Here is a 23,556-nt window from a genome sequence, read left to right as displayed (position 1 = left end):
CTGGAACGGGGATATCTTCCGGAGCATGGCCAAGCGGAACGACCCCCTGAACCCCGACCCGACCTTCCTCGGCTTCTGGCGGGAGCGGCACCTGTGCACGCTGACGACCCTGCGCCCCGACGGCACCCCGCACGTGGTGCCGGTCGGCGTCACCTACGACCCGGAGGCGGGCCTCGCGCGGGTGATCGCGAACAAGTCGAGCGCGAAGGTGTCGCACGTGCTCGCGGGGTCGGGAACGGCTCAGGGCGGGGCCCGGGTCGCGGTCTGCCAGGTCGACGGTCGGCGCTGGGCGACGCTGGAGGGCCTCGCGGTGGTCCGCACGGAGCCGGACCGCGTCGAGGAGGCGGTACGCCGGTACGCGGAGCGCTACGAGCGCGTGCCCGCGCCCAACCCGGACCGGGTGGCCATCGAGATCACGCTGACGCGGGCGACGGGAAACGGGTCGCCTTCGTGACGGTGGCACAAAGCTGCAGCGGCGCCACCGTGTTCAGGTCCACGGTGACGCCGCTGCGGGGGGAAGCGCCTGCGCGATCTACAACGACGGGGGAATCGCGTCAGGCACTGCGGGGGGTGGCTGAGGCGGTACGCGGAACTTCTGGTCCCGCCTCCCGATCCAGCTGGTGGTCACGCTGGTCGAGGTTGACGAAGACCATTCCGTACCTGATGGCGCACCGCACGGGCTGCGGGGCACCCCGAGGGCGGCGAAGACACCGGTAGGCCCGGATCTCCTCGTCGTCGAACTCGTCCCGCACGACGACGATCGGCTCACCGAACAGGGTGACCATCAACGAATCGCCGCGATGGGGAATCGCCGTGGCGAGGTCGATGAAATGCCACCCGGACCGGTAGGCGGTCGCCATCTCACGGCGAAATGTTCTGTCGTCGGGGGGTGTCGTCATACGGCCGCGTCCACGGGAGCGACACTCCAGGAAAGATCCGGAGGCGCGATGCTCTCTCCGGCGGACGCGTGAGTGGCGGGTGTGCCACTCCAGGAGAGGTCCTGGGTGCTGAGCACACCGAAAGCCAGACCGGCGGAGAAGGCAACAGCCATCACCGAGCGAAGCATTTTCTTGCACATAGTGGGCTTCGTCCTCACTTCCATGGCTTCTCTCCCCCGACTCACTAGACGATGGCTCATTCGGCCATCCAAACACCACAGGATCGATGCATCATGTTCCTGCACGTTCAGGACCCTGGGGGGTGGATCTATGACCATGAATGACGCATATCGGACACATCCTCATGCCACGACTGAACTGTGCGACGAGGGCAGGCGGCTGTACGCCAGTGCTCTGCGTTCCGGCCGCATCGCCCGAAGCGAAGTGACGGCCGCTCCCTGCCTGATGGATTTCGCCCTTCTCCACCCAGACCCGGATGACGCCCACTGGCTCCGCCCGGTTCCTCCCGCCGCCGCCCTGGCACAGCGCCTCCACCCCATCGAACGGGAAATCCAGGAGCGAAGAAGCCTGGCGGTCGAACTGACCGAATACTTCGAGCCATTCATGGCCATCAGTGCGCAGGATCTGTCCACGACGCACGCCGTCACCGTGCTCGAAGGAATCAACAGGATCAATGCGGCCATCGAACTCGCCATCGCCGAGTGCCAGTCGGAGATCCTCACGGTCCAGCCCGGCGGCGGCCGCAGCGAGCACTCCCTGACGGAGGCGCTCGAACGGGGCCAGGCGGTCATCGCGCGCGGCATCACGATGCGCACGCTCTACCAGCACACGGCCCGGCACAGCCAGGGAACTCTCGTGTACGCCGAGCACATGGCCAAGGGGAACGTAGAGATACGCACCCTTGAGGAACTCATAGAGCGGCTGATGGTCTTCGACCGGACCGTCGCGTTCATACCGGTCCCCGGAGACCACCCGGTCGCCCTGGAACTCCGGCATCCGGGCCTCGTCGAATACATGGCCAAGGTCTTCGAGCAACTGTGGCGCCGCGGGGTCCCCCTCCTGGAGGAGACTCCCTACGCACCCCCGACCGACGGCATCACCGGAGTCCAGCGGTCGATCGCCAAGCTGCTCATCGAAGGCCACGTGGACGAGGCGATCGCCCGCCGCCTCGGCATGAACGTGCGCACCTGCCGCGCCCACATCGCCAAGCTCGCCGCCGCGCTGGGCAGCGGAAGCCGCGCGCAACTCGGCTTTCTGATCGCGCAGTCGGGAATCCTCGACCAGGATCACTGAATGTCGAAGGAGGAGAGCCACACGTGACCGCCGAGGTCCATCCCCATGGAGTCGAGGAGCTGTGCGCGGCCGGCTCACAGCTGTACGCGCGCGCTCTGCGAGAAGGCCGTATCCACCGCGAGGACGCCGACCCCACGCCCTGCCTTCTCGAATTCGGTCTCCTGCACACCGCCGCCGACGACATCCAGTGGCTCACACCCGTCGCGCCGGCCGTGGCCCTGCCCCGCCTCCTTCGCACCATGGAAGACGAGATCGCCCAGCAGCGCCGCCGCGAAGCTCGCCTGGCAGAGGCGTTCGCGCCGCTGATGGCCCTCGACGCACAGCGCGCCGCCGTCCCCCACGCCCCCATGCTCACGGTGCTGCTCGGCTTCCAGCGCATCAACGACGCCATCGGCGAAGCCATGGCGGAGTCCGAGGCGGAGCTGCTCACCATCCAGCCCGGCGGGAACCGCCCCCCGACACCCCTGGCCGCGGCCCTGCCGCGCGAACAGGACATGCTGGCCCGCGGCTGCCGTATGCGCACCCTCTACCAGCACACGTCCCGTCACTCGCCCGCGGTGCTCGCCCACTACGAGCAGTTGGAGGGCGACGTCGAGGTCCGCACCCTGGACGAGGTCACCGAACGGCTCATCCTGCTCGACAGGAGCGTCGCGTTCATCCCGGCGAACCCCGACCGCACGGTCGCCCTGGAGATCCGGCACCCCGCCCTGATCGCGTACCTGGTCACGACCTTCGAACGGCTGTGGCGCCTGGCCACCCCCATGTTCCCCGACACGGGCCAGGGGACCCCGGTCACGAGCGGTGTCCCCACCCGTCAGCGGACCATAGCCGGGCTGCTGATCGAGGGTCACAACGACGCCGTCATCGCCGAACGCCTGGGCATGAACATCCGCACGGTCCGCGTCCACATCGCCAAGCTCGCCAGCACACTCGGCAGCGACAGCCGCGCCCAGCTGGGCTATCTCATCGGCCGGTCCGGAATGCTGGAACACGATCGCTGACCTCAGCTCCGAGACTGCGGGTCGAGGCCCACGCCGGTGTGACGAACCGGCCCGGCGTGGCCGGCCTCGATCGGCGACGCGGACGAGCCCGTCACCACGATCGACGTGCGCCTCCCGGACCCTCACGGCCGGGTTCACGATCACCCGCGGCTGAGCGGACACGGCGCCCCGCGCCAACGGGAGGGGCGCCGTGCGATCGGCCGGCTACTTCAGCCCGATCCGCGCACAGTCCGCCGCGTACTTCGTCGTGCAGATGTCCCCGACCTTGTAGATCCCGTCCTTGACCACCGTCGACTTGATGTCGCTCCGCGTCATCGGGACGACCTGGACCAGGAGCGACGGCACATTGGGGGTGGTCGGGCTGTCGACGCGGTCCTTCGCGAGGGCGTCGAACTCGATGTCGCGCTGCTGCGCGTAGAGGACGGCCATCTGTGCGGCGGTGGACGCCTCTTCGGGGTACGGCTTGTAGACCGTCATGTACTGATCGCCCGACACGATGCGCTGCACAGCGGCGAGTTCGGCGTCCTGGCCGGTCACCGGCGGGAGGTCGGTGACACCGGCGGCCTTGAGGGCGGTGATGACGCCGCCCGCCATGCCGTCGTTCGCGGAGTACACACCGGCGATGTTCTGCGCGCCGATGGCCTGGATGGCGGCGGTCATGTTGGCCCGCGCGTTCTCCGGCTTCCAGTCCTTGGTGTCGTACGACTTCGAGATCGTCACCTGGTCCTTGAGCTCGACCAGGGCGCCGTCCTTGTAGAGCGCGGCGTTCGGGTCGGTGACCGAGCCGTTCATCATGACGATCCGGCTGTTCTTGGACGCCTTGCTGCCCAGCGCCTTGAGGAGCGCCATGCCCTGCACATGGCCGACCTGGTCGCTGTCGAACGACACATAGCCGTCGACGGGGCCCTCGGCCAGGCGGTCGTAGGCGATGACGGGGATGCCCGCGTCCTTGGCCTTCTTGACCGATCCCGCGATGGACTTGGAGTCGACCGCGTCCAGGATGAGTACGTCGACCCGGTCGGCGATCATCTGGTCGACCTGTCTCTCCTGGCGCTTCGCGTTCTGTTCCGCGTTGGCGTAGAGGACACGGCCCTTGCCGCTGGTGAGGCCCTCGACTTCCTTCTTGATGTGCGGATAGTCGAACTTCTCGTAGCGGGCAGTCTCCTTCTCCGGCATGAGGACGCCGATCTTCAGGTCCTTGTTCTGCCGGGCGGACGCCTTGCCCGCGGAGTCGCTCTCCGGCTCGAGCCAGCTGCTGCCGCACCCGGTGAGAGCCACTGCCATGGCGGACGCAACGCCGGCAACGACGGCGCGCTTCGTACGCGGATTCACTTTCCCTACCTCCCTGAAGTGACCGCGTCGTTGCGGCCGAGGTGGCTGGAAGCCAACTCCGCCTTAAACACAGCGTCAAGAGGTGAATACGTAACGACTCGTAATCGGGTCCATGCGTTCCGGAGATATAACCCGCCCGTACCCCGGGTAACCCCAGTAGCCACAACCGTCACAGCCGTCCGCCCCGACCGCGCCCGACCCCTTCGGTGAGCAAAGTCACGGTTCCCCCACGCCTCCTCCGCACCCTGTTCACGCCACCGCCGCTTCGGCGCCCCGCGCCCGCGGCAGCGTGTCCCAAATCTGCCCCTCACTGCCCTCCGGACAGCAGGCCCGGCTGCCCCCTTCACGAACGCGCAGGTCATCTCGTGACACCGCTGCCGAGGGCCGCACAACTGATGGACATAGGCAGGCGATGGGCAGAATGCGGCCATTACGCTCCTCCCTCTCGGCGGAGCGGCTGCGCGGTCCTCGCCATCGCCGTGTGGGAGGCGTCGGGGCGGCGCAGAGGGACACGAGGGACACGTGAAGGGGCCTGGAGGCCGACAACTGTCGGCGGCCTCCAGGCCCCTTCACGTACGCACACAGGTCAGCTGGACACAGGTCAGTCCTTCGGCCGCTTGGGCCGCCACACCACGAGCGCGCTCGTCTGCTGGACCTCCTGGTACGGGACCAGGTCCCGCCGGTAGGAGGCGTGGACGGCCGCCTCGCGCTGCTGCATCGCGGCGGCCGCGCCCTCCACCGCGGAGGAGAGCTCGGCCACCCGGGCCTGCAGCGCAGCGACCTGGTTCTCCAGTTCGATGATGCGCTTGATACCCGCGAGGTTGATGCCCTCGTCCTGCGACAACTGCTGGACGGTGCGCAGCAGTTCGATGTCGCGGGCCGAGTAGCGCCGGCCCCGCCCGGCCGTGCGGTCCGGGGAGACCAGGCCGAGACGGTCGTACTGGCGCAGGGTCTGCGGATGCAGCCCGCTGAGCTGGGCGGCCACCGAGATGACATAGACCGGAGTCTCGTCGGTCAGCTCGTAGGCCCTGCCAACAAAGGAACTCTGTCGTCGACGGCCGTCCATACGCTCATGCTCCCTTCGCGGCCTGGAACAGTTCTGCCCGCGGATCGGTCTCCGCAGTCGCCTTTCGGTACGCCTCAAGGGCGTCCTTCGCGGTGTCGGTCAGATCCGTGGGGACCGAAACCTCCACCGTGACGAGCAGATCGCCACGGGTGCCGTCCTTGCGGACGGCGCCCTTGCCGCGGGCCCGCATCGTCCGCCCGTTCGGCGTGCCCGGGGGCAGCTTGAGCGTGACCGGGGGTCCGCCGAGCGTGGGGACCTTGACCTCGCCGCCCAGCGCGGCCTCCGGGTAGCTGACCGGGACCGTGACCGTGAGGTTGTCGCCCTTGCGGCCGAAGACCGGGTGGGAGTCCACGTGCACGACCACGTACAGGTCGCCCGCGGGGCCGCCCCGCTCGCCCGGTGCGCCCTTGCCGCGCAGCCGGATGCGCTGGTTGTCCGAGACGCCGGCCGGGATGCGGACCTGCATCGTCCGGGAGGACTTCGCGCGGCCCGACCCCTTGCAGACCTCGCAGGGGGTCTCCGCGATCAGGCCGCGGCCCTTGCAGTCCACGCACGGGTCGGTCAGCGAGAAACCGCCGCCGCCGCCGCGCGAGACCTGGCCCGTGCCGACGCAGGTCGGGCACACGCGCGGTGTGCCGTTCTTGTCGCCGGTGCCGGAACAGGCCTTGCAGGGCGCCTGCGACGACATACGCAGCGGCACCGTCGCCCCGTCGACCGCCTCGGTGAAGCTGAGGGTGACCTCGGACTCGATGTCCTGACCGCGGCGCGGCTGCGTGCGCGTGCCGGTGCCCGCGCCGCCCCGGTTGAACAGGCCGCCGAAGACGTCCCCGAGTCCGCCGCCGAACCCGCCGGCACCCCCCGCCGTACCGCCCTGGGCGCCGCCTCCGAAGAGGTCGCCCAGGTCGAAGTTGAAGGAGCCGCCGCCCGGCCCGCCCGGCCCCGGACGGAATCCGCCGTTGCCGAACAGGGTGCGGGCCTCGTCGTACTCCTTGCGCTTCTTGGGGTCACCGAGGACGTCGTTCGCCTCGGAGATCTCCTTGAAGCGGTCCTCCGCCTTGGCGTTGCCCTTGTTGGCATCGGGGTGGTTCTCACGGGCGAGCTTGCGGTACGCCTTCTTGATCTCGGCGTCGGTGGCGTCCTTGGGGACGCCGAGGACCTTGTAGTAGTCCTTCTCGATGAAGTCCTTCGTGCTCATCCTCGACGTCCCTCCTCTCGCTGCTTACTGACGTCAGCCCTCGTCCGGGCCACCGCTCTCCTCGTCGTCGGCGGCAGCCGATTCCCTGCCCTTGGCGGACTCGCCCTTGGCCGGCTGGGCCCCGGGCTGCGGTTCGGCCACGGCCACCCGCGCGGGGCGGATGGTGCGCTCGCCGATCCGGTAGCCCGGCTGCAGGATCGCGACGCAGGTCGTCTCGGTGACGTCCGGCGCGTACGAGTGCATCAGGGCCTCGTGGATCGTCGGGTCGAAGGGCTCGCCCTCCTTGCCGAACTGCTGGAGCCCCATCTTGGCGGCGACCATCTCGAGCGACTCGGCGACCGACTTGAAGCCGCCGACCAGCTCGCCGTGCTCGCGGGCCCGGCCGATGTCGTCGAGTACGGGAAGGAGCTCGGTCAGAAGGCCCGCGACCGCGACCTCCTTGACCATGACCCGGTCCCGCTCCACCCGGCGACGGTAGTTCTGGTACTCGGCCTGGAGCCGCTGGAGGTCCGCGGTGCGCTCGCCGAGCGCCATGCGTACCTGGTCCAGCTGGGCCGTCAGGCCTACGTTCTGAACCGCCGAAGCGGCTCCTGCTGCTGCGTCCCCGGCCGGGGCCGCTCCCTCGCCCTTGTCGGGCGAGGGAGCGGCCTTCGGCTCGGCGTCGTCGGGGGTGGCGCCGGAGGGGACGTCAGGCTTGTCGCTCTCGCTGAAGCCCGGGGTCTCCTCCGTCACGCGGCACCGTCCTTACGGTCCTCGTCGACGATCTCGGCGTCGACGACGTCGTCATCAGCGGCCTTGTGCTCGTCGCCCGGGGCTCCGGCCTCGGGACCGCCCGCGGCCTGCGCGCCCTGGGCGTCGGCGTACATGGCCTGGCCCAGCTTCTGCGAGACGGCGGCGACCTTCTCGGTGGCGGTGCGGATCTCGGCGGTGTCCTCGCCCTTGAGCTTCTCCTTCAGCTCGGCGATGGACTCCTCGACCTCGGTCTTCACCTCGCCGGGGACCTTCTCCTCGTTGTCCTTGAGGAACTTCTCCGTCTGGTAGACGAGCTGCTCGCCCTGGTTACGGGTCTCGGCGGCCTCGCGGCGACGGTGGTCCTCGTCCGCGTACTGCTCGGCCTCCTGGCGCATCCGGTCGACCTCGTCCTTCGGCAGCGAGGAGCCGCCGGTGACGGTCATCTTCTGCTCCTTGCCCGTGCCCAGGTCCTTCGCGGTCACGTGCATGATGCCGTTGGCGTCGATGTCGAAGGCGACCTCGATCTGCGGGACACCACGCGGGGCCGGCGGCAGACCGGTGAGCTCGAACATCCCGAGCTTCTTGTTGTACGCCGCGATCTCGCGCTCGCCCTGGTAGACCTGGATCTGCACGGACGGCTGGTTGTCCTCGGCCGTCGTGAAGATCTCGGAACGCTTGGTCGGGATCGTGGTGTTGCGCTCGATGAGCTTCGTCATGATCCCTCCCTTGGTCTCGATACCGAGGGACAGCGGGGTCACGTCGAGGAGCAGGACGTCCTTGACCTCACCCTTGAGGACACCGGCCTGCAGGGCGGCGCCGATGGCGACGACCTCGTCCGGGTTCACGCCCTTGTTGGCGTCCTGACCGCCGGTCAGCTCCTTGACGAGCTCCGCGACGGCGGGCATACGGGTCGAGCCACCGACGAGAACGACGTGGTCGATCTCGGAGAGCTGGATGCCCGCGTCCTTGATGACGTTGTGGAACGGCGTCTTGCAGCGCTCCAGAAGGTCGGACGTGAGCTGCTGGAACTGGGCGCGCGTGAGCTTCTCGTCCAGGTGCAGCGGGCCCTCGGCGGACGCCGTGATGTAGGGCAGGTTGATCGTGGTCTCGGTCGAGGACGAGAGCTCGATCTTGGCCTTCTCGGCGGCCTCGCGCAGGCGCTGGAGCGCCATCTTGTCCTTGGAGAGGTCCACGCCGTGGCCGTTGTTGAACTGCTTGACCAGGTAGTCGACGACGCGCTGGTCCCAGTCGTCACCACCGAGGTGGTTGTCGCCGTTCGTGGCCTTCACCTCGACGACGCCGTCGCCGATCTCGAGCAGCGAGACGTCGAAGGTGCCGCCGCCGAGGTCGAAGACGAGAATGGTCTGGTCGTCCTTGTCGAGACCGTAGGCCAGGGCAGCGGCCGTCGGCTCGTTGACAATACGCAGGACGTTCAGACCGGCGATCTCGCCGGCCTCCTTCGTCGCCTGGCGCTCGGAGTCGTTGAAGTACGCCGGGACGGTGATGACCGCGTCCTGGACCTTCTCGCCCAGGTAGGCCTCGGCGTCACGCTTGAGCTTCTGCAGGATGAAGGCGCTCATCTGCTGCGGGTTGAAGCCCTTGCCGTCGATCTCGATCTTCCAGTCAGTGCCCATGTGGCGCTTGACCGAACGGATCGTCCTGTCGACGTTGGTGACAGCCTGGCGCTTCGCGACCTCACCGACGAGCACCTCGCCGTTCTTGGCGAAGGCGACGACGGACGGCGTGGTCCTGGCGCCCTCGGCGTTGGTGATGACGGTGGGCTCGCCGCCTTCGAGAACGCTGACGACGGAGTTAGTCGTGCCCAGGTCGATGCCGACCGCACGTGCCATTTCAATTCCTCCAGCATGACTACTTGAGTGGATCTGGCTCAAGGATGCATGACGGCCGCTGTTCAGTCAACAGAGCTGAGTCGAGCCGACTCAACTTTTATGTAGCGCTTACGGCAGCCAGGGGGATACGTGCAGGTCAGCTACCGCGTCGGGACCTTCGTCATGAACCTGCGACGTCCACAACAGCGGTCCGTACGGGCCGCTGAACCCGCCGCCGCACCCCGTAGACCGGCACCCGCAGCAGCCCGGCGACGGCCCCGGCCGCCGCACAGAGCGGCCACAGCGCGGTCAGCGGATCCAGCGTCCCGTCGTGCAGCAGGAGTCCGGTCACCGCACCGGCGAGCGACGCGACGCCGAGCACCACCGCCACGCCCCGCGGGGTGAGGCCGAGCAGGCGGAGCCGGTGCGCGATGTGGTCGGCGCCGCCCTGGAAGAGCGGCCGCCCCGCGCGCCGCCGCGACACCGCCACGAGGGCCGCGTCCGCCGTCACCACGACCGTCACGGCGAACAGCGAGCCCGCGCCCGGCAGCGCCTCGTGGCCCGCGTTCACCAGGACCGCGGCGGACGCCAGCAGGAAGCCCGTGAACAGGGACCCGCAGCTCCCGAGGTGCATCCGCGCGGGGTACCAGTTGTGCATGAGGAACCCGGTGAGCGCCGCCGCGAGCACCCCGAGAGTGGCGGCGAGCGGGCCGAGCCCCTGGGCGGTGGCGCAGGCGCTCAGGCCGAGCGCGGTCACGACGGCGACGGTGCCGAGCGCCCCGTCCGAGGCGTCGAAGAGCCGGCAGGCGTTGGTGAAGAAGACGATCCACAGGACGGCCAGCGCGCCGACCAGAAAGCCGAGTTGAGCGGTGTGCACGACGAAGGTCGCCGCCCCCGCCTCGACGACGACGCGGGCCCGCGCCCCCAGCGGCCGCACATCGTCGAGGAACCCGAGCGCGGCGACGGCCCCGGCCGCGATCAGCAGCGTCAGCGCGCCGGAGCCGAGCGGAACGAGTCCGGTGCAGGCTCCGACGGTGGCGACCACGGCCGTCACCGTGGCGACGGCGGCGCCGCCCAGGCGCGGCGTCCGCCGCCCCGTGCGCCCCACCCGCCGGACGGTGAATCCGGTGCGAAGGGCGACGAGACGGAACAGGGCGGTGAGGGCGGAGGCCGCCGGCAGGGCGGTCGCGGCGGCGGCGATCCCGTAGGACACGGCGGACGTCCCGTCAGCTCGGTTTGCGGTATCGGGGTGACACCGGAGGGGCACGCCCGGTCGGAGACCTTCATAAGCTAGTCGCTTATGTCGCAATATGGAGTGAATAACACGATCCGCTTTCGCTGTCGACCCAGGGTGGCCTCAGCGACGCAGATCACCGCCCGGCTGGCTACAGTGCGGCCACACAAGTGGGTAGTCTCAGCATGGACTGAAATAAGTTACCGCTTAGTAATCGCTGAATATCCACCCTCGCAGGCCCGAGGAGCCCCCGAATGCAACTCGCCGCGATCATCGTGTCGCTGGTCCTGATCGTGGTCGGCGTCGCACTGTTCGTCCGAGCCATCGCGCAGATCTACCGCTTCATGCGGCTCGGCCAGAACGTCCCCGCCGGCACCCGCACCGACGAACCCGTGCAGCGCACGGTGACGGTGGCCAAGGAGTTCCTCGGCCACACCCGGATGAACCGCTGGGGCATCGTCGGCGTGGCGCACTGGTTCGTGGCGGTGGGCTTCTTCTCGCTGCTGCTGACGATCGTCAACGCCTTCGGCCAGCTGTTCCAGGCCGATTGGATCCTGCCGGTCATCGGTGACTGGGCGCCGTACAACGTCTTCGTCGAGTTCATCGGCACGATGACGGTGCTCGGCATCGCGGTGCTGATCGTGATCCGGCAGCTGAGCCGCCCCGGCCGGCCGGGCCGCAAGTCCCGCTTCGCCGGGTCCAACACCGGTCAGGCGTACTTCGTCGAGGCCGTCATCCTCATCGTCGGCATCTGCATCTTCACGCTGCACGCCCTGGAGGGCGCCCAGCACCATGTGGACGCTTACGAGGCCTCGTTCTTCGTCTCGTACCCGGTCGTCTCCTGGTTCCGCGGCATGGACGTCTCCACGCTGCAGAACCTCACGTACTTCTTCGCCGGGCTGAAGATCGCGACCTCCTTCATCTGGATGATCACGGTCGCCCTGAAGACCGACATGGGTGTCGCCTGGCACCGCTTCCTCGCGTTCCCGAACATCTGGTTCAAGCGTGAGGCGGACGGCGACGTCGCGCTCGGCGCGCTGCAGCCGATGACCAGTGGCGGCAAGGAGATCGACTTCGAGGACCCGGGCGAGGACGACGTCTTCGGCGTCAGCCAGGTCGAGCAGTTCTCCTGGAAGGGTCTGCTGGACTTCTCCACCTGCACCGAGTGCGGCCGCTGCCAGTCGCAGTGCCCCGCCTGGAACACCGGCAAGCCGCTCTCGCCGAAGCTCCTGATCATGTCGCTGCGCGACCACGCGCACGCCAAGGCCCCGTACCTGCTCGCCGGTGGCGGCAAGGACATGGAGGGCAACGAGAAGGCGACCGCCGAGCAGCTGAAGGACGTTCCGGCCGCGGCTCTCGCCGAGGCCGAGCGGCCGCTGATCGGCACCCTCGAAGAGAACGGCGTCATCGACCCCGACGTCCTGTGGTCCTGCACCACCTGCGGCGCCTGCGTCGAGCAGTGCCCGGTCGACATCGAGCACATCGACCACATCGTCGACATGCGCCGCTACCAGGTGATGATCGAGTCCGCGTTCCCGTCCGAGGCGGGCACGATGCTCAAGAACCTGGAGAAGAAGGGCAACCCCTGGGGCCTGGCGAAGAAGCAGCGCCTGGAGTGGCTCAAGGAGCTCGACTTCGAGGTCCCGGTCGTCGGCAAGGACATCGAGGACCTCACCGAGGTCGAGTACCTCTACTGGGTCGGCTGCGCCGGCGCCCTGGAGGACCGCGCGAAGAAGACCACCAAGGCCTTCGCGGAGCTGCTGCACATGGCGGGCGTCAAGTTCGCGATCATGGGCGGCGACGAGAAGTGCACCGGTGACTCCGCCCGCCGGCTGGGCAACGAGCCGCTGTTCCAGCAGCTCGGCCAGGAGAACGTCATGGCGCTGAACATGGCGTTCGGCGAGGAACTCGACGACGACGGCAAGGTCGTTGCCGAGTCGGCGAAGCCCAAGTCCGCGAAGAAGATCGTCGCGACCTGCCCGCACTGCCTCAACACCATCGGCAACGAGTACCCGCAGCTCGGCGGCGATTACGAAGTAATCCACCACACCCAGCTGCTCCAGCACCTCATCGACGAGGGCAAGCTCATCCCCGTCACCCCGGTCGAGGGTCTGATCACCTACCACGACCCGTGCTACCTGGGCCGTCACAACAAGGTCTACACGCCCCCGCGTCAGATCATGGACGCCGTCCCGGGCCTGCGCCAGCAGGAGATGCACCGCCACAAGGAGCGCGGCTTCTGCTGCGGCGCCGGCGGCGCGCGCATGTGGATGGAGGAGCGGATCGGCAAGCGCATCAACAACGAACGTGTTGACGAAGCGCTGTCGCTGAACCCCGACATCGTCTCCACCGCCTGCCCGTTCTGCCTCGTCATGCTGACCGACTCGGTCAACGGCAAGAAGAACGAAGGCCAGGCCAAGGAGTCCGTCACGGTCGTCGACGTGGCCCAGCTGCTCCTCGACTCCGTGAAGACGCCGGTCGACCCGGCGGGTTCGCAGGAGACCGAGGACGCGCCGGAGCCGGAGCCGGTGAAGTAGCGGTTCCGTAGTTCCGTACCGCCGTACGCGAAGGGGCCGACCGGGGAGACCCGGTCGGCCCCTTCGGCGTTCGCGGGGCCGTCTACAGGACACAGGGGGCCCTTTACAGGACACAGGAGGGGCGTTTACGGGACAGGGGCCGCGCTCCGTGACCAGACCGGCAGGCCCCGCCCCTACCCCCTCCCTCACCCCGGCGGCATCATGAACGGGTCAAGTGGCGCATGAGGCGGGCGGGGTCAGAGGCGATGGTGGGCAAACGGGGCGGCCGCAGCGCCGCGATACGCAGGGCCGCGGCGGGGTGCACCCTGCTCATGGTCGCCGCCGTCACCGGCTGCGGTGGCGACGACAAGCCCGCCGCCACCAAGCACCGCCCCGTGTCCATGGCCGGCAAGTCCGGCGCCGCGCTCCCCGTCCCGCACGGCCGCGGCAGCAAGGTGCCGGACGACTTCAACGGGGACGGCGCCCCCGACCTCGTACTGGACGATCTCGTGCACGACGGGCTCGGGGACGACGCCGGGATCGGGGTCGTGTACGGGAAGAAGGGGCACGGACTCGTGCCCGGGGCGCGGCAGTTGCTGCGTCCCGCGACGTACGCGGCGCCGACCGAGGGCGAGACGCCCGCCGCGTTCGACTCCGAGGCGAGCTGCGACCTCGACAAGGACGGCTTCACCGATCTGGTGGTGTCGACCGATCCGCCGTTCGACGGGCAGGGGCAGCCGCCGGTGCCGCTGCAGATCCTGTTCGGCGGCCCGGGCGGGCTCACGCACCGGGGCGTGAAGCTCGTCGTCCCCGCCCAGGCGCGGTTCGGCAACGACTGGCCGGACCAGCCGGTGTGCGGCGACTTCGACGGGGACGGCTCGGTCGACCTCACGGTCCACGCGAGCGGCGGGCGGCTGAGCTTCCTGCGCGGCCCCTTCACCCGCAAGGGTGCCCCGCGCGCGGCCGGCGAGCCGCTGACCGCACCCGGCAACGTACCCGTGGGCCCCGCCTTCGACGTCGACCGCGACGGGTACGACGACCTCCTCGTGCGCCGTACCTCCGGCGGCTCGTCGCCGTCGCGGATCGTGCTGGGCGGCCCGCAGGGACCGGCCCGTTCCGGCGCCGCGCTGCCGTCCGGCCTCGGCCTCGCGGTGGGCCGTTTCACCAAGGGCGCCGGCGCGGACACCGCGCTGCTCACGACCTCCGGCGTCACCCTCTCGCGGCCGGGCGCCGCCGCCCTCGATGCCACCGGAACGGCCGTCACCGCGGGTGACTTCGACGGGGACGGCATGGCCGAACTCGTCGTGTCCGGCGGCGCGTCGAAGGCCCCGAAGGTCCTGCCCGCGAACGGGAGGCCGGCCGTGACCGTCACCCCCGGGGCCGCCGGCACCACCCAGGTCCTCGGGGTGACCGACTTCGACGGCGACGGACGCGCCGACCTCGTGGTCCGCACGTACCGCGGCGAGAGCACGGACACGATCGCCGTGTACCCCGGAGTCGAGGACGGCGCACTCCTGGCCGGAAAGCCTCAAGTCACCTTCTCCACAGCGGAGTTCTGAGAGCGGGCGGGCCGGCGTGCGCTGCACTCCGTGCCGCTGAGGCCCGTGAAACAGGAACCCAAGGTGGTACGGCCGACGCGGGCGCCGTCTGGGTCCTGCGCGGCGCGGTCCCGTACGTCACCACGTCGTACGCCACGTCCTTCAACGGCGCGGACTTCGGGACGGCGACGAGCGGAGCGGGTCGCGCCTTCGGGAGGGTCCTGCGCTGAACGGGCCCTGGGAACACCGAAAACTCGGGCTGCCGGAAATAACTGTGAACCACATACAACCCTCCGGCCCCACTACGAGTCTCCTGTTCGCCAACCGCAGGACAACGCCTGGGACAACTCCCGGCAAACACCGGCGGAACGCACCCCATTGACTGCGGATGCCCGCCAGGCATCCCCGCATGCCGCAGGAGAACCCCGCATGCACAAGCACATACGTATCGCCCTCGCCTCGGCCGCCGCGGTCGCGCTGACGGGCGGGCTGCTCTCCCTCTCCACGGGCTCGGCCCTCGCCGCCGACTCCGTCCACCACCACGAGGCCGACTTCAACGGCGACCACATCGGGGACGTCGCGTTCTCCGCCGGCTGGTCGACGGTCGGCGGCAAGAAGGGCGCCGGCCAGTTCGTCGCCCTGTACGGCTCCGCGAACGGCCTGAACGCCGCCACCCGCAAGACCGTCAGCCAGAACACGACGGGCGTCCCGGGCACCGCCGAGACCAACGACGGCTTCGGCTGGGTCAGCACGTACGGCGACTTCAACGACGACGGCTACGACGACCTGGCCACGTCCGCGCGCTTCGAGGACGTGGACGGCGACACCGACGGCGGCACCGTCATGATCATGTGGGGCTCGGCGTCGGGCCTCACCGGCGGCACGACGATCGCGGACCCGGCCGTCTCCTCCCACGACCAGTGGGGCAAGACCCTCGCCGCCGGCGACTTCGACGGCGACGGCAAGGACGACCTCGCGGTCGGCTCCTCCGCCGCCACGATCTACGTCTACAAGGGCGGCATCGCCAAGACCGGTACAGCGGGCGGCCGTTACACGCTCGAGCCCCCGATCCAGTCCGGCAGCGGCACCGGCCCGCTCACCCTCACCGCGGGTGACGTGAACGGCGACGGCGCCACCGACCTCGTGGTCGACGGCTTCGAGACGAACACCAGCGACGGCTGGAACACCAACTACTACATCCCCGGCAGCGCGTCCGGCCTCGTCGTCTCGTCCGCGCGGACGCTGAAGCCCGGCGTCATCACCGACATCGGCGACGTGAACGGCGACGGCTTCGGCGACATCGTGACCGGCCAGCAGTGGGACGAGCCCACGGACGGGTCCCCGGACCCGACCGAATCGACCGACGGCGGCAAGGTCAACATCACGTACGGCTCGGCGAGCGGCCCCGACACCACCACCGCCATCAGCCAGAACACCGGCAACGTGCCCGGCGACTCCGAGCGCGGCGACGACTTCGGCGGCGAGCTGTCCCTCGGCGACATCAACGGCGACACCTACCAGGACCTGGTCGTCGGCGCCGCCGGCGAGAACCTGGGCGGCGTCACGGACACCGGTTCCGTGACGGTCCTGTACGGCTCGGCGAGCGGCATCAACACACAGTCCGGCAGCCAGTTCTTCGCCCAGTCCACGGCCGGCGTCCCCGGCTCGGACGAGACGAAGGACTACTTCGGCAACGAGGTCAAGCTCACCGACGTCACCGGCGACGGCAAGGCCGACCTGACGATCGGCGCGTACGGCGAGAACAGCGGCAACGGCGCGCTGACCTACCTCCCGTCCAACGGCACGAAGATCACCACGACGGGCGCGCGCTCCTTCTCGGCGACGTCCCTCGCCGTCTCGACGGACGCGTACCCGCAGCTGGGCGGCAACGCGGCCAACTAGGGCCTCTCGTTCGCCCGTTGGGCCCGCACCGCTTCGGTGCGGGCCCGTTCCCGACCACGCACCCCTGGATCCCCATGCGCAAGCGCACCCTGTTCCTGGCCACGGCTCTCACGACGGGGCTTCTCGCCCTCCCCGCCACTTCCGCGTCCGCCGCGCCGTCCGGGCTGCCCGGCGACTTCAACGGCGACGGATACCGCGACATCGCCCTGACCGCGGGCACCGCGACCGTGTCCGGCACGTACATGGCCGGCCGCGCGGCCGTCGTCTACGGCTCGTCCGCCGGCCTGAACACCGCCAAGCGGACGGTGCTCAGCCAGGCCAGTACCGGCATTCCCGGCACGCCCGAGACCGAGGACACCTTCGGCGACTCCCTCGCCACCGGCGACCTCAACGGCGACGGATACGCCGACCTGGTCGTCGGCGCCCCGAACGAGAAGACCGGCACCGACACGCACGCCGGAGCGGTCACCATCGTGTGGGGCTCGGCGAGCGGGCTCTCGGGCGGCACCACGGTCACCGACCCGCGCCCCACCAAGCACGACTACTTCGGCGCGACGCTCGCCGTGGGCGACTTCGACGGCGACGGCCACGACGACCTCGCGGTCGGCTCGACCGGCTCCACCGTGGACATCATCCGCGGCGGCTTCACCAAGTCGGGCACGTACGGGGGCACTTCGACCGTGCCGACCGCACTCGACCCGGGCGCCACATCCGGGGGCCTGGCCGCGGGCGACACCAACAAGGACGGGGTCGACGACCTCGTCGTACAGGGTTACGCGCCCTACGGCGAAGGCGCCGACGACCAGTACGCGGCCACGTACCTCTTCCTCCAGCCGGTCACCTCCCCGTCCGCGATCACGCTCCCCGGCGCGTACGCCGCCGCTGTCGGCGATCTGAACAAGGACGGCTACGGCGACATCGTCCTCGGCAACCCCCTGGACAAGACGTCCGACCCGGGCGGCGCCCTCGGCGGCAAGGTCACCGTCCTGCCCGGAAGCGCGACGGGCCCCGCCCTGACCGCCCAGAAGAGCTACACCCAGGCGACGGCCGGCGTTCCCGGTACCGCCGAGGCGATGGACCGCTTCGGCGCCTCCCTGTCCGTGGGCGACGCGAACGCCGACGGGTACGGCGACCTGGCGATCGGCTCGCCCGGCGAGGCGATCGGCTCCGCCACGGACGCGGGCACCGTCGTCCTGCTCCGCGGCTCCGCGGCCGGCCTCACCGTGACCGGCGCCCAGGCGTACTCCCAGAGCACGTCCGGCGTGCCGGGCGCAGCGGAGAAGAACGACAGCTTCGGCTCCGGCGTCCTGCTCTGCGACATCAACAAGAACGGCCGGGCCGACCTCACGACCGGCGCGGCCTTCGAGAACGGCGGCACCGGGGCGGTCTGGAACCTGCGCGGATCCAGCACAGGCCTCACCACGTCCGGCGCCACCAGCTTCGGCCCGTCCGCGCTCGGTTTCGACGGCGACCAGGCCATGTTCGGCAACCACATCAGCGGCTGACCCCGAAAGGACCCCACCCGTGCCCAATGGTTCGCCCGCAACAGCCCCGGCGTCACCGGAGCGCTGAACTCGGACGACCCGTTCGGCTCCGCGGTGCGGCTGCGGGACACCGACCGCGACGGCTACGCCGACCTGTACGTGGCGGGCACGGTCGGCACGCTCCGCCTGCCCGGCTCGGCCGCCGGAATCACCACCACGGGCGCCCCTTAGGGGATGTCACAGCTCGGCAGCAAAGCCGGGCCCGATCCACCGGGCCCGGCACCTCACTCCCCGGGACCAGGTACGTTCGATGACGTGGCTGGATTCAGGATCGGACGCGGCCGGGACAACCGCGCCTCGCAATCGCGACCGTACGGACAGGGTGCCCCCCAGGGGCAGGCCCCGTACGGCTACTCTCCCGCGCCCCCGAACGGGCGACCGCAGCAGCACCAGTACGGCGGCCGGCAACCGCAGCAGCCGTACGGTCAGCAGCAGTGGCCCCAGTCCGGAGGCCACGGCGAGCCGGAGTACTTCGGCGACCCGAACGGCCCGCAGGGGCACGGTCAGCAGGGCCAGGGCTACGACCCGTACGCGGCGAACAACCCGGGGCACACCCAGGCGTTCTCCGTGGGCGAGGACCCGTACAACCAGGGCGACACGTACCGGGCGGGTTCGGCCCCGGCCGCGCCCGTCGGTCCGCGGCTGCACTGGAAGCAACTGCTGTCCGGGGTCGTCCTGCGCCCCGGACAGACGTACCTCCAGATGCGGGACTACGCGATGTGGGGCCCCGCCCTCGTCGTGACGTTCCTCTACGGGCTGCTCGCGATCTTCGGCTTCGACTCGGCCCGCGAGGACGTGATCAATGCCACGCTCTCGGCCGCGGTCCCGTACGTCCTCACGACCGGCGTGGCCATCACTCTCAGCTTCTTCGTGCTCGGCGTGGTCACGCACACGCTGGCCCGCCAGCTCGGCGGTGACGGAGCGTGGCAGCCCACGGTCGGCCTCGCAATGCTGATCACCGCGATCACGGACGCCCCGCGCCTGCTCTTCGCGATGTTCCTCGGCGGCGACGCCCCGTTCGTGCAGATCATCGGCTGGGCGACGTGGGCGCTCGCGGGCTTCCTGCTGACGCTCATGGTCGGCAGGTCGCACGACCTCCCGTGGCCGAAGGCGCTGGCCGCCTCCGCGATCCAGCTGATCGCGCTCCTGTCGATCATCAAGCTGGGCACGTTCTAGAGACCTGGGACACGCGAGTGGGGCCCGGCACACACAGTGCCGGGCCCCACTCGCGTTCGCCGCCACCCCGTCGCCGCCAACGGGTGACGCCGATGGCGGGTCGGAGCACCGGCCTCCGGGACAGCTGCCACGATGCGCCCATGGCACCTGCGGCAGGCACTGCTGGGAGTTCGACGACGGCGCGACTCGTCCTGCTGACACTCGCAGCAGGTCAGTTCCTGATGGCTCTCGACAGCTCGGTCATGAACGTCTCGATCGCCACCGTGGCCGAGGACGTGGGCACGACCGTGACAGGGATCCAGGGCGCCATCACGGCGTACACCCTCGTGATGGCGATGTTCATGATCCCGGGCGGCAAGGTCGGCGCGCTGATCGGCCGCAAACCCGCGTTCATGACCGGCTGCGTCATCTACGGCTGCGGCTCCCTGACCACGGCGCTCGCACCCAACCTCCCTGTACTGCTGCTCGGCTGGGCGCTCCTCGAGGGGGTCGGAGCCGCTCTCATCATGCCCGCGATCGTGGCGCTCGTGGCGGGCAACTTCGTCACGGAACGCCGTCCCGCCGCCTATGGTCTCGTCGCGGCCGCAGGGGCCGTGGCGATCGCGGTAGGGCCGCTCGTCGGAGGCGTCGCGACGACGTACTTCTCCTGGCGCTGGGTGTTCGCCGGTGAGGTCGTGGTGGTGCTCGGCATCCTCGTGCTCGCCCGCCGCATCGCCGACGCGCCGGTCGGCGAACGCTCTCGCATCGATCTCCTCGGCTGCGTGCTCTCCGCCCTCGGCCTCGGGATCTTCGTCTACGGAGTCCTCCGCTCGGACGAATGGGGCTGGCTCCAGCCCAAACCCGGCGCGCCTTCGTGGCTCGGTATTTCGCCGGTCGTCTGGCTGGCGCTGGCCGGCCTGCTGCTGATCTGGCTCTTCCTCCGCTGGGAGGCCCGCCTGGTGGAGCAGCGCAAGGAGCCGCTCATCGACCCGGCCCTGCTTCAGAACAAGCAGCTCACCGGCGGCCTGACGATGTTCTTCTTCCAGTACCTCGTGCAGATGGGTGTGTTCTTCGTCGTCCCGCTGTATCTGTCGGTCGCCCTGGGCCTGTCCGCGCTCAAGACCGGTGCCCGCATCCTGCCCCTCTCGCTGACGCTGCTGGCGGCCGCGATCCTGATCCCGCGCTTCCTCCCGGATGTCTCACCGCGCCGGGTGGTGCGGCTCGGGATCCTCGCGCTGCTCGCCGGGGCGGTGGCCCTGATGGCCGCACTCGACGTGGGAGCCGGTGCGGAGATCGTCACCCTCCCCCTCCTGCTGATCGGGCTCGGCATGGGCGCACTGGCGTCCCAGCTCGGGTCGGTCACCGTGTCCGCGGTACCGCAGGCACAGAGCGCGGAGGTCGGCGGAGTCCAGAACGCCGTCACCAACCTGGGCGCCTCGCTCGGTACGGCACTCGCCGGGTCGATCCTCATCGCCGCGCTCACGACCTCGTTCGTCACCGGCATCGAGCAGAATCCGGCGGTCCCGGCCGACGTCAAGAGCCGGACCTCCGTCGAGCTCCAGAGCGGCGCGCCCTTCCTGTCGGACGCTCAGCTCAGGACCGCGCTCGACGAAGCCGGCACGAGCACGGAGGTCTCGCAGGCGGCGCTCGACGCGAACGACGAAGCACGGCTCGACGGCCTCCGCGCCGCACTCGCCGTCCTCGCCCTCACCTCGCTGCTCGCCATGTTCTTCACCTCACGGATCCCGACGACCCAGCCCCGCTCGGCGACGCCCTAGCCCGCCGGAAAAGCGCGTGGGGCCTGCTCAGGCGTCCAGAACCTGCCCGGCCCGGGTGCGTTGGGGGCTTGTGGCCAACGGGACTTCGGAGGCCGCTGTGACGCCAGCTAAAGATCTTGCGCTTCTATAGCGGGGGGTTTGATGCCCCCACAAAAGTTGCGTTTCATCCGACTCGGCCCTTGATGGTGCGTATGTCATGCACCTGATTGGCCCAGCCCGAAACACTCCCTTGGGGGGAACCTTGACGAGAAGCACCATGCCGAGACGCATACTGGCCCGCACCGTGGGCGTTGTCGCGGCAGTGACAGTTGCGCTCACGGCTGCGCCCTTGGTGGGCACTGCGCAGGCCTACAGCGCGACGTCGGGAACGCTGAGCTTCAGCGGCGATCCGGGTGAGCACATTTCAGGCGGTCAGTCGTACGAGTACACGGCTGGAGCGGTCCAGATGTTCGACGTCCAGGGCAGCAGGGACGAGAACGGCCTCACCGTCGCGATAGATGCGGACGAAGGTACGCTCTGGCGTCTCATCGTCGCCGCCCCCGACGGTCAGAAGCTGACTGAGGGCACCACGTACACCGGGGCGAAGCAATGGCCCTACGCCCAGCAAGGGGATCCGGAACTGGTGTTCAGCGGGACCGACAACGGGACCGAAAGAGGGTGTAACACCAACTCCGGCTCCTTCACCATCGAGCACATCGCTTTCGGCCCCTACGGCTACGTCCGCGCACTCGATGCCACGTTCGAGCAGTACTGCAACGGATCGACAGTGCCTCTGCACGGTGCGGTTCACGCGGTCATGCCCGAACCTCCGGTTGAACTCGCCATGGGGATGAACACCGACTCCGCGGGCACGGTGGCCGTCCCAGACGGTCAGATCACCGTCGGCGGCACCGTGACGTGCAACAAGCCTGCGAATGTCTCGCTCGTCGGCCAGGTCTTCCAGATCCAGAAGAAGGGGACGCCGGGCGCTTCCTATGAGACAACCGTCTCCTGCACGCCGGGCGCGCCCGTCCCTTGGTCCGTCGAGCTGACCAGCCAGGAACCTGGCACCTCGTTCCAGCCCGGCACCGCGACGATTCGCAGCAGGGCCCGAGCAGATGACCGGGACTACCCGGTGACTGTCGACACCGGACAGCAGGAGTCAGAGGTCACGCTCTCCAAGAGCTGAGCCCAGGCGACCGCAAGATCAGCTGACATCACTGGTCACAGCAACGGGAGCCGACAGCCCCGATCGACCGGAGCGGTGAACCGGCCCCCGAGATGACGTAGGGGCCCCCTCGATGCCTCTCGGCATCGAGGGGGCCCCTTTTCGTCGACAGCGCGCGAAGACCTCAAGCGCAGATCAGAGCGCTTCCTTGTTCTCCTTGGGCGCCTCTCCCGACTTATGTACCGGAGGCAGGACACTCCACGGGAAGTTGATCCACTCATCCGTGCGCTTCCACACGTACTCGCACTTCACGAGCGAGTGCGACTTCTCGTAGATCACGGCGGAGCGCACCTCGGCCACGGTGTCGAGGCAGAAGTCGTGGACCAGCTTCAGGGTCTTCCCGGTGTCGGCGACGTCATCGGTGATGAGCACCTTCTTGTCCGAGAAGTCGATCGCGTTGGGCACGGGCGCCAGCATGACGGGCATCTCGAGCGTCGTTCCCACACCCGTGTAGAACTCGACGTTCACGAGGTGGATGTTCTTGCAGTCGAGGGCGTACGCGAGCCCGCCGGCCACGAAGACGCCACCGCGCGCGATGGACAGCACGATGTCCGGCTCGTACCCGTCGTCGGCGATCGTCTGCGCCAGCTCGCGCACGGCTATGCCGAACTTCTCGTACGTAAGGTTCTCGCGTACGTCACTCATGCTGCTGATCACACCTGCGTTCGATGGAAATTGAGGAAGGAACGGGAGGCCGTGGGGCCGCGCTGGCCCTGGTAGCGGGACCCGTAGCGCTCGTTGCCGTAGGGGAACTCGGCGGGCGAACTCAGCCGGAACATGCACAGCTGCCCGATCTTCATGCCCGGCCACAGCTTGATCGGCAGCGTCGCGAGGTTCGACAGCTCCAGCGTGACGTGCCCGGAGAACCCGGGGTCGATGAAGCCGGCGGTGGAGTGCGTGACGAGCCCGAGCCGGCCGAGGGAGCTCTTGCCCTCGAGGCGCGAGGCGAGATCGTCCGGCAGCGAGATGACCTCGTACGTGGAGGCGAGCACGAACTCGCCGGGGTGGAGGATGAAGGGCTCGTCGCCCTCCGGCTCCACGAGCCGCGTCAGGTCGGCCTGCTCCACCGCGGGGTCGATGTGCGGGTAGCGGTGGTTCTCGAACACCCGGAAGTAGCGGTCGAGCCGCACGTCGATGCTCGAGGGCTGCACCATGGATTCGTCGTACGGATCGATGCGGACCCGCCCGGCGTCGATCTCGGCCCGGATGTCCTTGTCTGAGAGAAGCACGTAGCGAGGATACGCAGAGCGCGCGGGCCCGCCACAATCCGGCCATTGCACCGCGACTGTGGCGCACCCGCGCGCCCGCCTTCCGGCTATGCGCCGGCTACCGCTT

Annotated in this window: 19 protein-coding genes; 10 read left to right on the top strand and 9 right to left on the bottom strand. The window is 69.3% G+C overall.

Annotation, left to right across the window (positions count from 1 at the left end; genetic code table 11):
- Nucleotides 1–25 precede the first annotated feature (25 nt).
- Nucleotides 26–454, top strand: coding sequence for a pyridoxamine 5'-phosphate oxidase family protein (locus ACY0PA_RS22890; RefSeq protein WP_473079584.1), 429 nt, complete (start codon nucleotides 26–28; stop codon nucleotides 452–454).
- Nucleotides 455–554: 100 nt separating this feature from the next.
- Here ACY0PA_RS22890 and ACY0PA_RS22885 read toward each other — a convergent pair whose 3' ends face one another.
- Complete coding sequence (locus tag ACY0PA_RS22885; protein WP_356276626.1) at nucleotides 555–899, bottom strand: hypothetical protein; 345 nt, start codon at nucleotides 897–899, stop codon at nucleotides 555–557.
- A 309-nt stretch (nucleotides 900–1,208) separates the two neighbouring features.
- Here ACY0PA_RS22885 and ACY0PA_RS22880 point away from each other — a divergent pair, with 309 nt between their 5' ends.
- Both ACY0PA_RS22880 and ACY0PA_RS22875 read left to right on the top strand, forming a co-directional pair.
- Complete coding sequence (locus tag ACY0PA_RS22880; protein WP_473079583.1) at nucleotides 1,209–2,192, top strand: helix-turn-helix transcriptional regulator; 984 nt, start codon at nucleotides 1,209–1,211, stop codon at nucleotides 2,190–2,192.
- Nucleotides 2,193–2,215: 23 nt separating this feature from the next.
- Nucleotides 2,216–3,193, top strand: a complete 978-nt coding sequence (locus tag ACY0PA_RS22875; protein ID WP_473079582.1) for a LuxR C-terminal-related transcriptional regulator — start codon at nucleotides 2,216–2,218, stop codon at nucleotides 3,191–3,193.
- Nucleotides 3,194–3,397: 204 nt separating this feature from the next.
- Here the strand turns inward: ACY0PA_RS22875 and ACY0PA_RS22870 are convergent, their stop codons facing one another.
- From ACY0PA_RS22870 to ACY0PA_RS22845, 6 genes are all read right to left on the bottom strand, one after another.
- Nucleotides 3,398–4,525: a substrate-binding domain-containing protein gene (locus ACY0PA_RS22870; protein ID WP_473079581.1), complete on the bottom strand. Its 1,128-nt coding sequence runs from the start codon at nucleotides 4,523–4,525 to the stop codon at nucleotides 3,398–3,400.
- Between the two features lie 601 nt (nucleotides 4,526–5,126).
- A complete protein-coding gene (locus ACY0PA_RS22865) occupies nucleotides 5,127–5,591 on the bottom strand; it encodes a heat shock protein transcriptional repressor HspR (protein WP_473079580.1) in 465 nt (154 codons plus the stop codon).
- A 4-nt stretch (nucleotides 5,592–5,595) separates the two neighbouring features.
- A complete protein-coding gene (gene dnaJ, locus ACY0PA_RS22860; RefSeq protein WP_473079579.1) occupies nucleotides 5,596–6,786 on the bottom strand; it encodes a molecular chaperone DnaJ in 1,191 nt (396 codons plus the stop codon).
- Nucleotides 6,787–6,819: 33 nt separating this feature from the next.
- Entirely contained in the window at nucleotides 6,820–7,518 is a 699-nt protein-coding gene (gene grpE, locus ACY0PA_RS22855; protein WP_473079578.1) for a nucleotide exchange factor GrpE, read from the bottom strand.
- Entirely contained in the window at nucleotides 7,515–9,368 is a 1,854-nt protein-coding gene (dnaK, locus tag ACY0PA_RS22850) for a molecular chaperone DnaK (protein WP_473079577.1), read from the bottom strand. Before dnaK ends, grpE begins: the two co-directional genes overlap by 4 nt.
- A gap of 160 nt (nucleotides 9,369–9,528) precedes the next feature.
- Nucleotides 9,529–10,560 (bottom strand): MraY family glycosyltransferase, encoded by a 1,032-nt coding sequence (locus ACY0PA_RS22845; protein WP_473079576.1) that lies wholly within the window; start codon nucleotides 10,558–10,560, stop codon nucleotides 9,529–9,531.
- A 275-nt stretch (nucleotides 10,561–10,835) separates the two neighbouring features.
- Here ACY0PA_RS22845 and ACY0PA_RS22840 point away from each other — a divergent pair, with 275 nt between their 5' ends.
- The 7 genes from ACY0PA_RS22840 (at nucleotide 10,836) to ACY0PA_RS22810 (ending at nucleotide 22,182) form a co-directional block, all read left to right on the top strand.
- Entirely contained in the window at nucleotides 10,836–13,118 is a 2,283-nt protein-coding gene (locus tag ACY0PA_RS22840) for a (Fe-S)-binding protein (protein ID WP_473079575.1), read from the top strand.
- A 245-nt stretch (nucleotides 13,119–13,363) separates the two neighbouring features.
- A complete protein-coding gene (locus ACY0PA_RS22835; RefSeq protein ID WP_473079574.1) occupies nucleotides 13,364–14,656 on the top strand; it encodes an FG-GAP repeat domain-containing protein in 1,293 nt (430 codons plus the stop codon).
- 408 nt (nucleotides 14,657–15,064) lie between these two features.
- Nucleotides 15,065–16,537 (top strand): FG-GAP repeat protein, encoded by a 1,473-nt coding sequence (locus tag ACY0PA_RS22830; RefSeq protein WP_473079573.1) that lies wholly within the window; start codon nucleotides 15,065–15,067, stop codon nucleotides 16,535–16,537.
- Nucleotides 16,538–16,611: 74 nt separating this feature from the next.
- Complete coding sequence (locus ACY0PA_RS22825) at nucleotides 16,612–18,042, top strand: FG-GAP and VCBS repeat-containing protein (protein WP_473079572.1); 1,431 nt, start codon at nucleotides 16,612–16,614, stop codon at nucleotides 18,040–18,042.
- A 213-nt stretch (nucleotides 18,043–18,255) separates the two neighbouring features.
- Nucleotides 18,256–19,257: a Yip1 family protein gene (locus ACY0PA_RS22820; protein ID WP_473079571.1), complete on the top strand. Its 1,002-nt coding sequence runs from the start codon at nucleotides 18,256–18,258 to the stop codon at nucleotides 19,255–19,257.
- A 140-nt stretch (nucleotides 19,258–19,397) separates the two neighbouring features.
- Nucleotides 19,398–21,014: an MFS transporter gene (locus ACY0PA_RS22815; protein WP_473079570.1), complete on the top strand. Its 1,617-nt coding sequence runs from the start codon at nucleotides 19,398–19,400 to the stop codon at nucleotides 21,012–21,014.
- A gap of 256 nt (nucleotides 21,015–21,270) precedes the next feature.
- On the top strand, nucleotides 21,271–22,182 hold the full coding sequence (locus ACY0PA_RS22810; protein WP_473079569.1) for a hypothetical protein: 912 nt from the start codon (nucleotides 21,271–21,273) through the stop codon (nucleotides 22,180–22,182).
- 174 nt (nucleotides 22,183–22,356) lie between these two features.
- Here ACY0PA_RS22810 and ACY0PA_RS22805 read toward each other — a convergent pair whose 3' ends face one another.
- Both ACY0PA_RS22805 and dcd read right to left on the bottom strand, forming a co-directional pair.
- Nucleotides 22,357–22,866: a phosphoribosyltransferase gene (locus tag ACY0PA_RS22805; RefSeq protein ID WP_473079568.1), complete on the bottom strand. Its 510-nt coding sequence runs from the start codon at nucleotides 22,864–22,866 to the stop codon at nucleotides 22,357–22,359.
- An 8-nt stretch (nucleotides 22,867–22,874) separates the two neighbouring features.
- On the bottom strand, nucleotides 22,875–23,450 hold the full coding sequence (gene dcd / locus ACY0PA_RS22800) for a dCTP deaminase (protein WP_100596440.1): 576 nt from the start codon (nucleotides 23,448–23,450) through the stop codon (nucleotides 22,875–22,877).
- Nucleotides 23,451–23,556 lie beyond the last annotated feature (106 nt).

The sequence above is a fragment of the Streptomyces sp. DS1-CR2 genome, from assembly GCF_055760475.1.
The sequence above is the reverse complement of the archived record's forward strand: the minus strand, read 5'-3'. Positions and strand labels throughout refer to the sequence as shown.

Excerpts from the sequence above, each read along its gene's own strand:
- ACY0PA_RS22835 (WP_473079574.1), top strand. The coding sequence starts at position 13,364 with ATGGTGGGCAAACGGGGCGGCCGCAGCGCCGCGATACGCAGGGCCGCG.
- ACY0PA_RS22815 (WP_473079570.1), top strand. The coding sequence starts at position 19,398 with ATGGCACCTGCGGCAGGCACTGCTGGGAGTTCGACGACGGCGCGACTC.
- ACY0PA_RS22865 (WP_473079580.1), bottom strand. The coding sequence starts at position 5,591 with ATGGACGGCCGTCGACGACAGAGTTCCTTTGTTGGCAGGGCCTACGAG.
- dnaJ (WP_473079579.1), bottom strand. The coding sequence starts at position 6,786 with ATGAGCACGAAGGACTTCATCGAGAAGGACTACTACAAGGTCCTCGGC.
- ACY0PA_RS22820 (WP_473079571.1), top strand. The coding sequence starts at position 18,256 with ATGTCACAGCTCGGCAGCAAAGCCGGGCCCGATCCACCGGGCCCGGCA.
- ACY0PA_RS22830 (WP_473079573.1), top strand. The coding sequence starts at position 15,065 with ATGCACAAGCACATACGTATCGCCCTCGCCTCGGCCGCCGCGGTCGCG.
- dnaK (WP_473079577.1), bottom strand. The coding sequence starts at position 9,368 with ATGGCACGTGCGGTCGGCATCGACCTGGGCACGACTAACTCCGTCGTC.
- ACY0PA_RS22810 (WP_473079569.1), top strand. The coding sequence starts at position 21,271 with ATGCCGAGACGCATACTGGCCCGCACCGTGGGCGTTGTCGCGGCAGTG.
- ACY0PA_RS22885 (WP_356276626.1), bottom strand. The coding sequence starts at position 899 with ATGACGACACCCCCCGACGACAGAACATTTCGCCGTGAGATGGCGACC.
- ACY0PA_RS22825 (WP_473079572.1), top strand. The coding sequence starts at position 16,612 with ATGCGCAAGCGCACCCTGTTCCTGGCCACGGCTCTCACGACGGGGCTT.
- ACY0PA_RS22880 (WP_473079583.1), top strand. The coding sequence starts at position 1,209 with ATGACCATGAATGACGCATATCGGACACATCCTCATGCCACGACTGAA.
- ACY0PA_RS22805 (WP_473079568.1), bottom strand. The coding sequence starts at position 22,866 with ATGAGTGACGTACGCGAGAACCTTACGTACGAGAAGTTCGGCATAGCC.
- ACY0PA_RS22890 (WP_473079584.1), top strand. The coding sequence starts at position 26 with ATGGCCAAGCGGAACGACCCCCTGAACCCCGACCCGACCTTCCTCGGC.
- ACY0PA_RS22840 (WP_473079575.1), top strand. The coding sequence starts at position 10,836 with ATGCAACTCGCCGCGATCATCGTGTCGCTGGTCCTGATCGTGGTCGGC.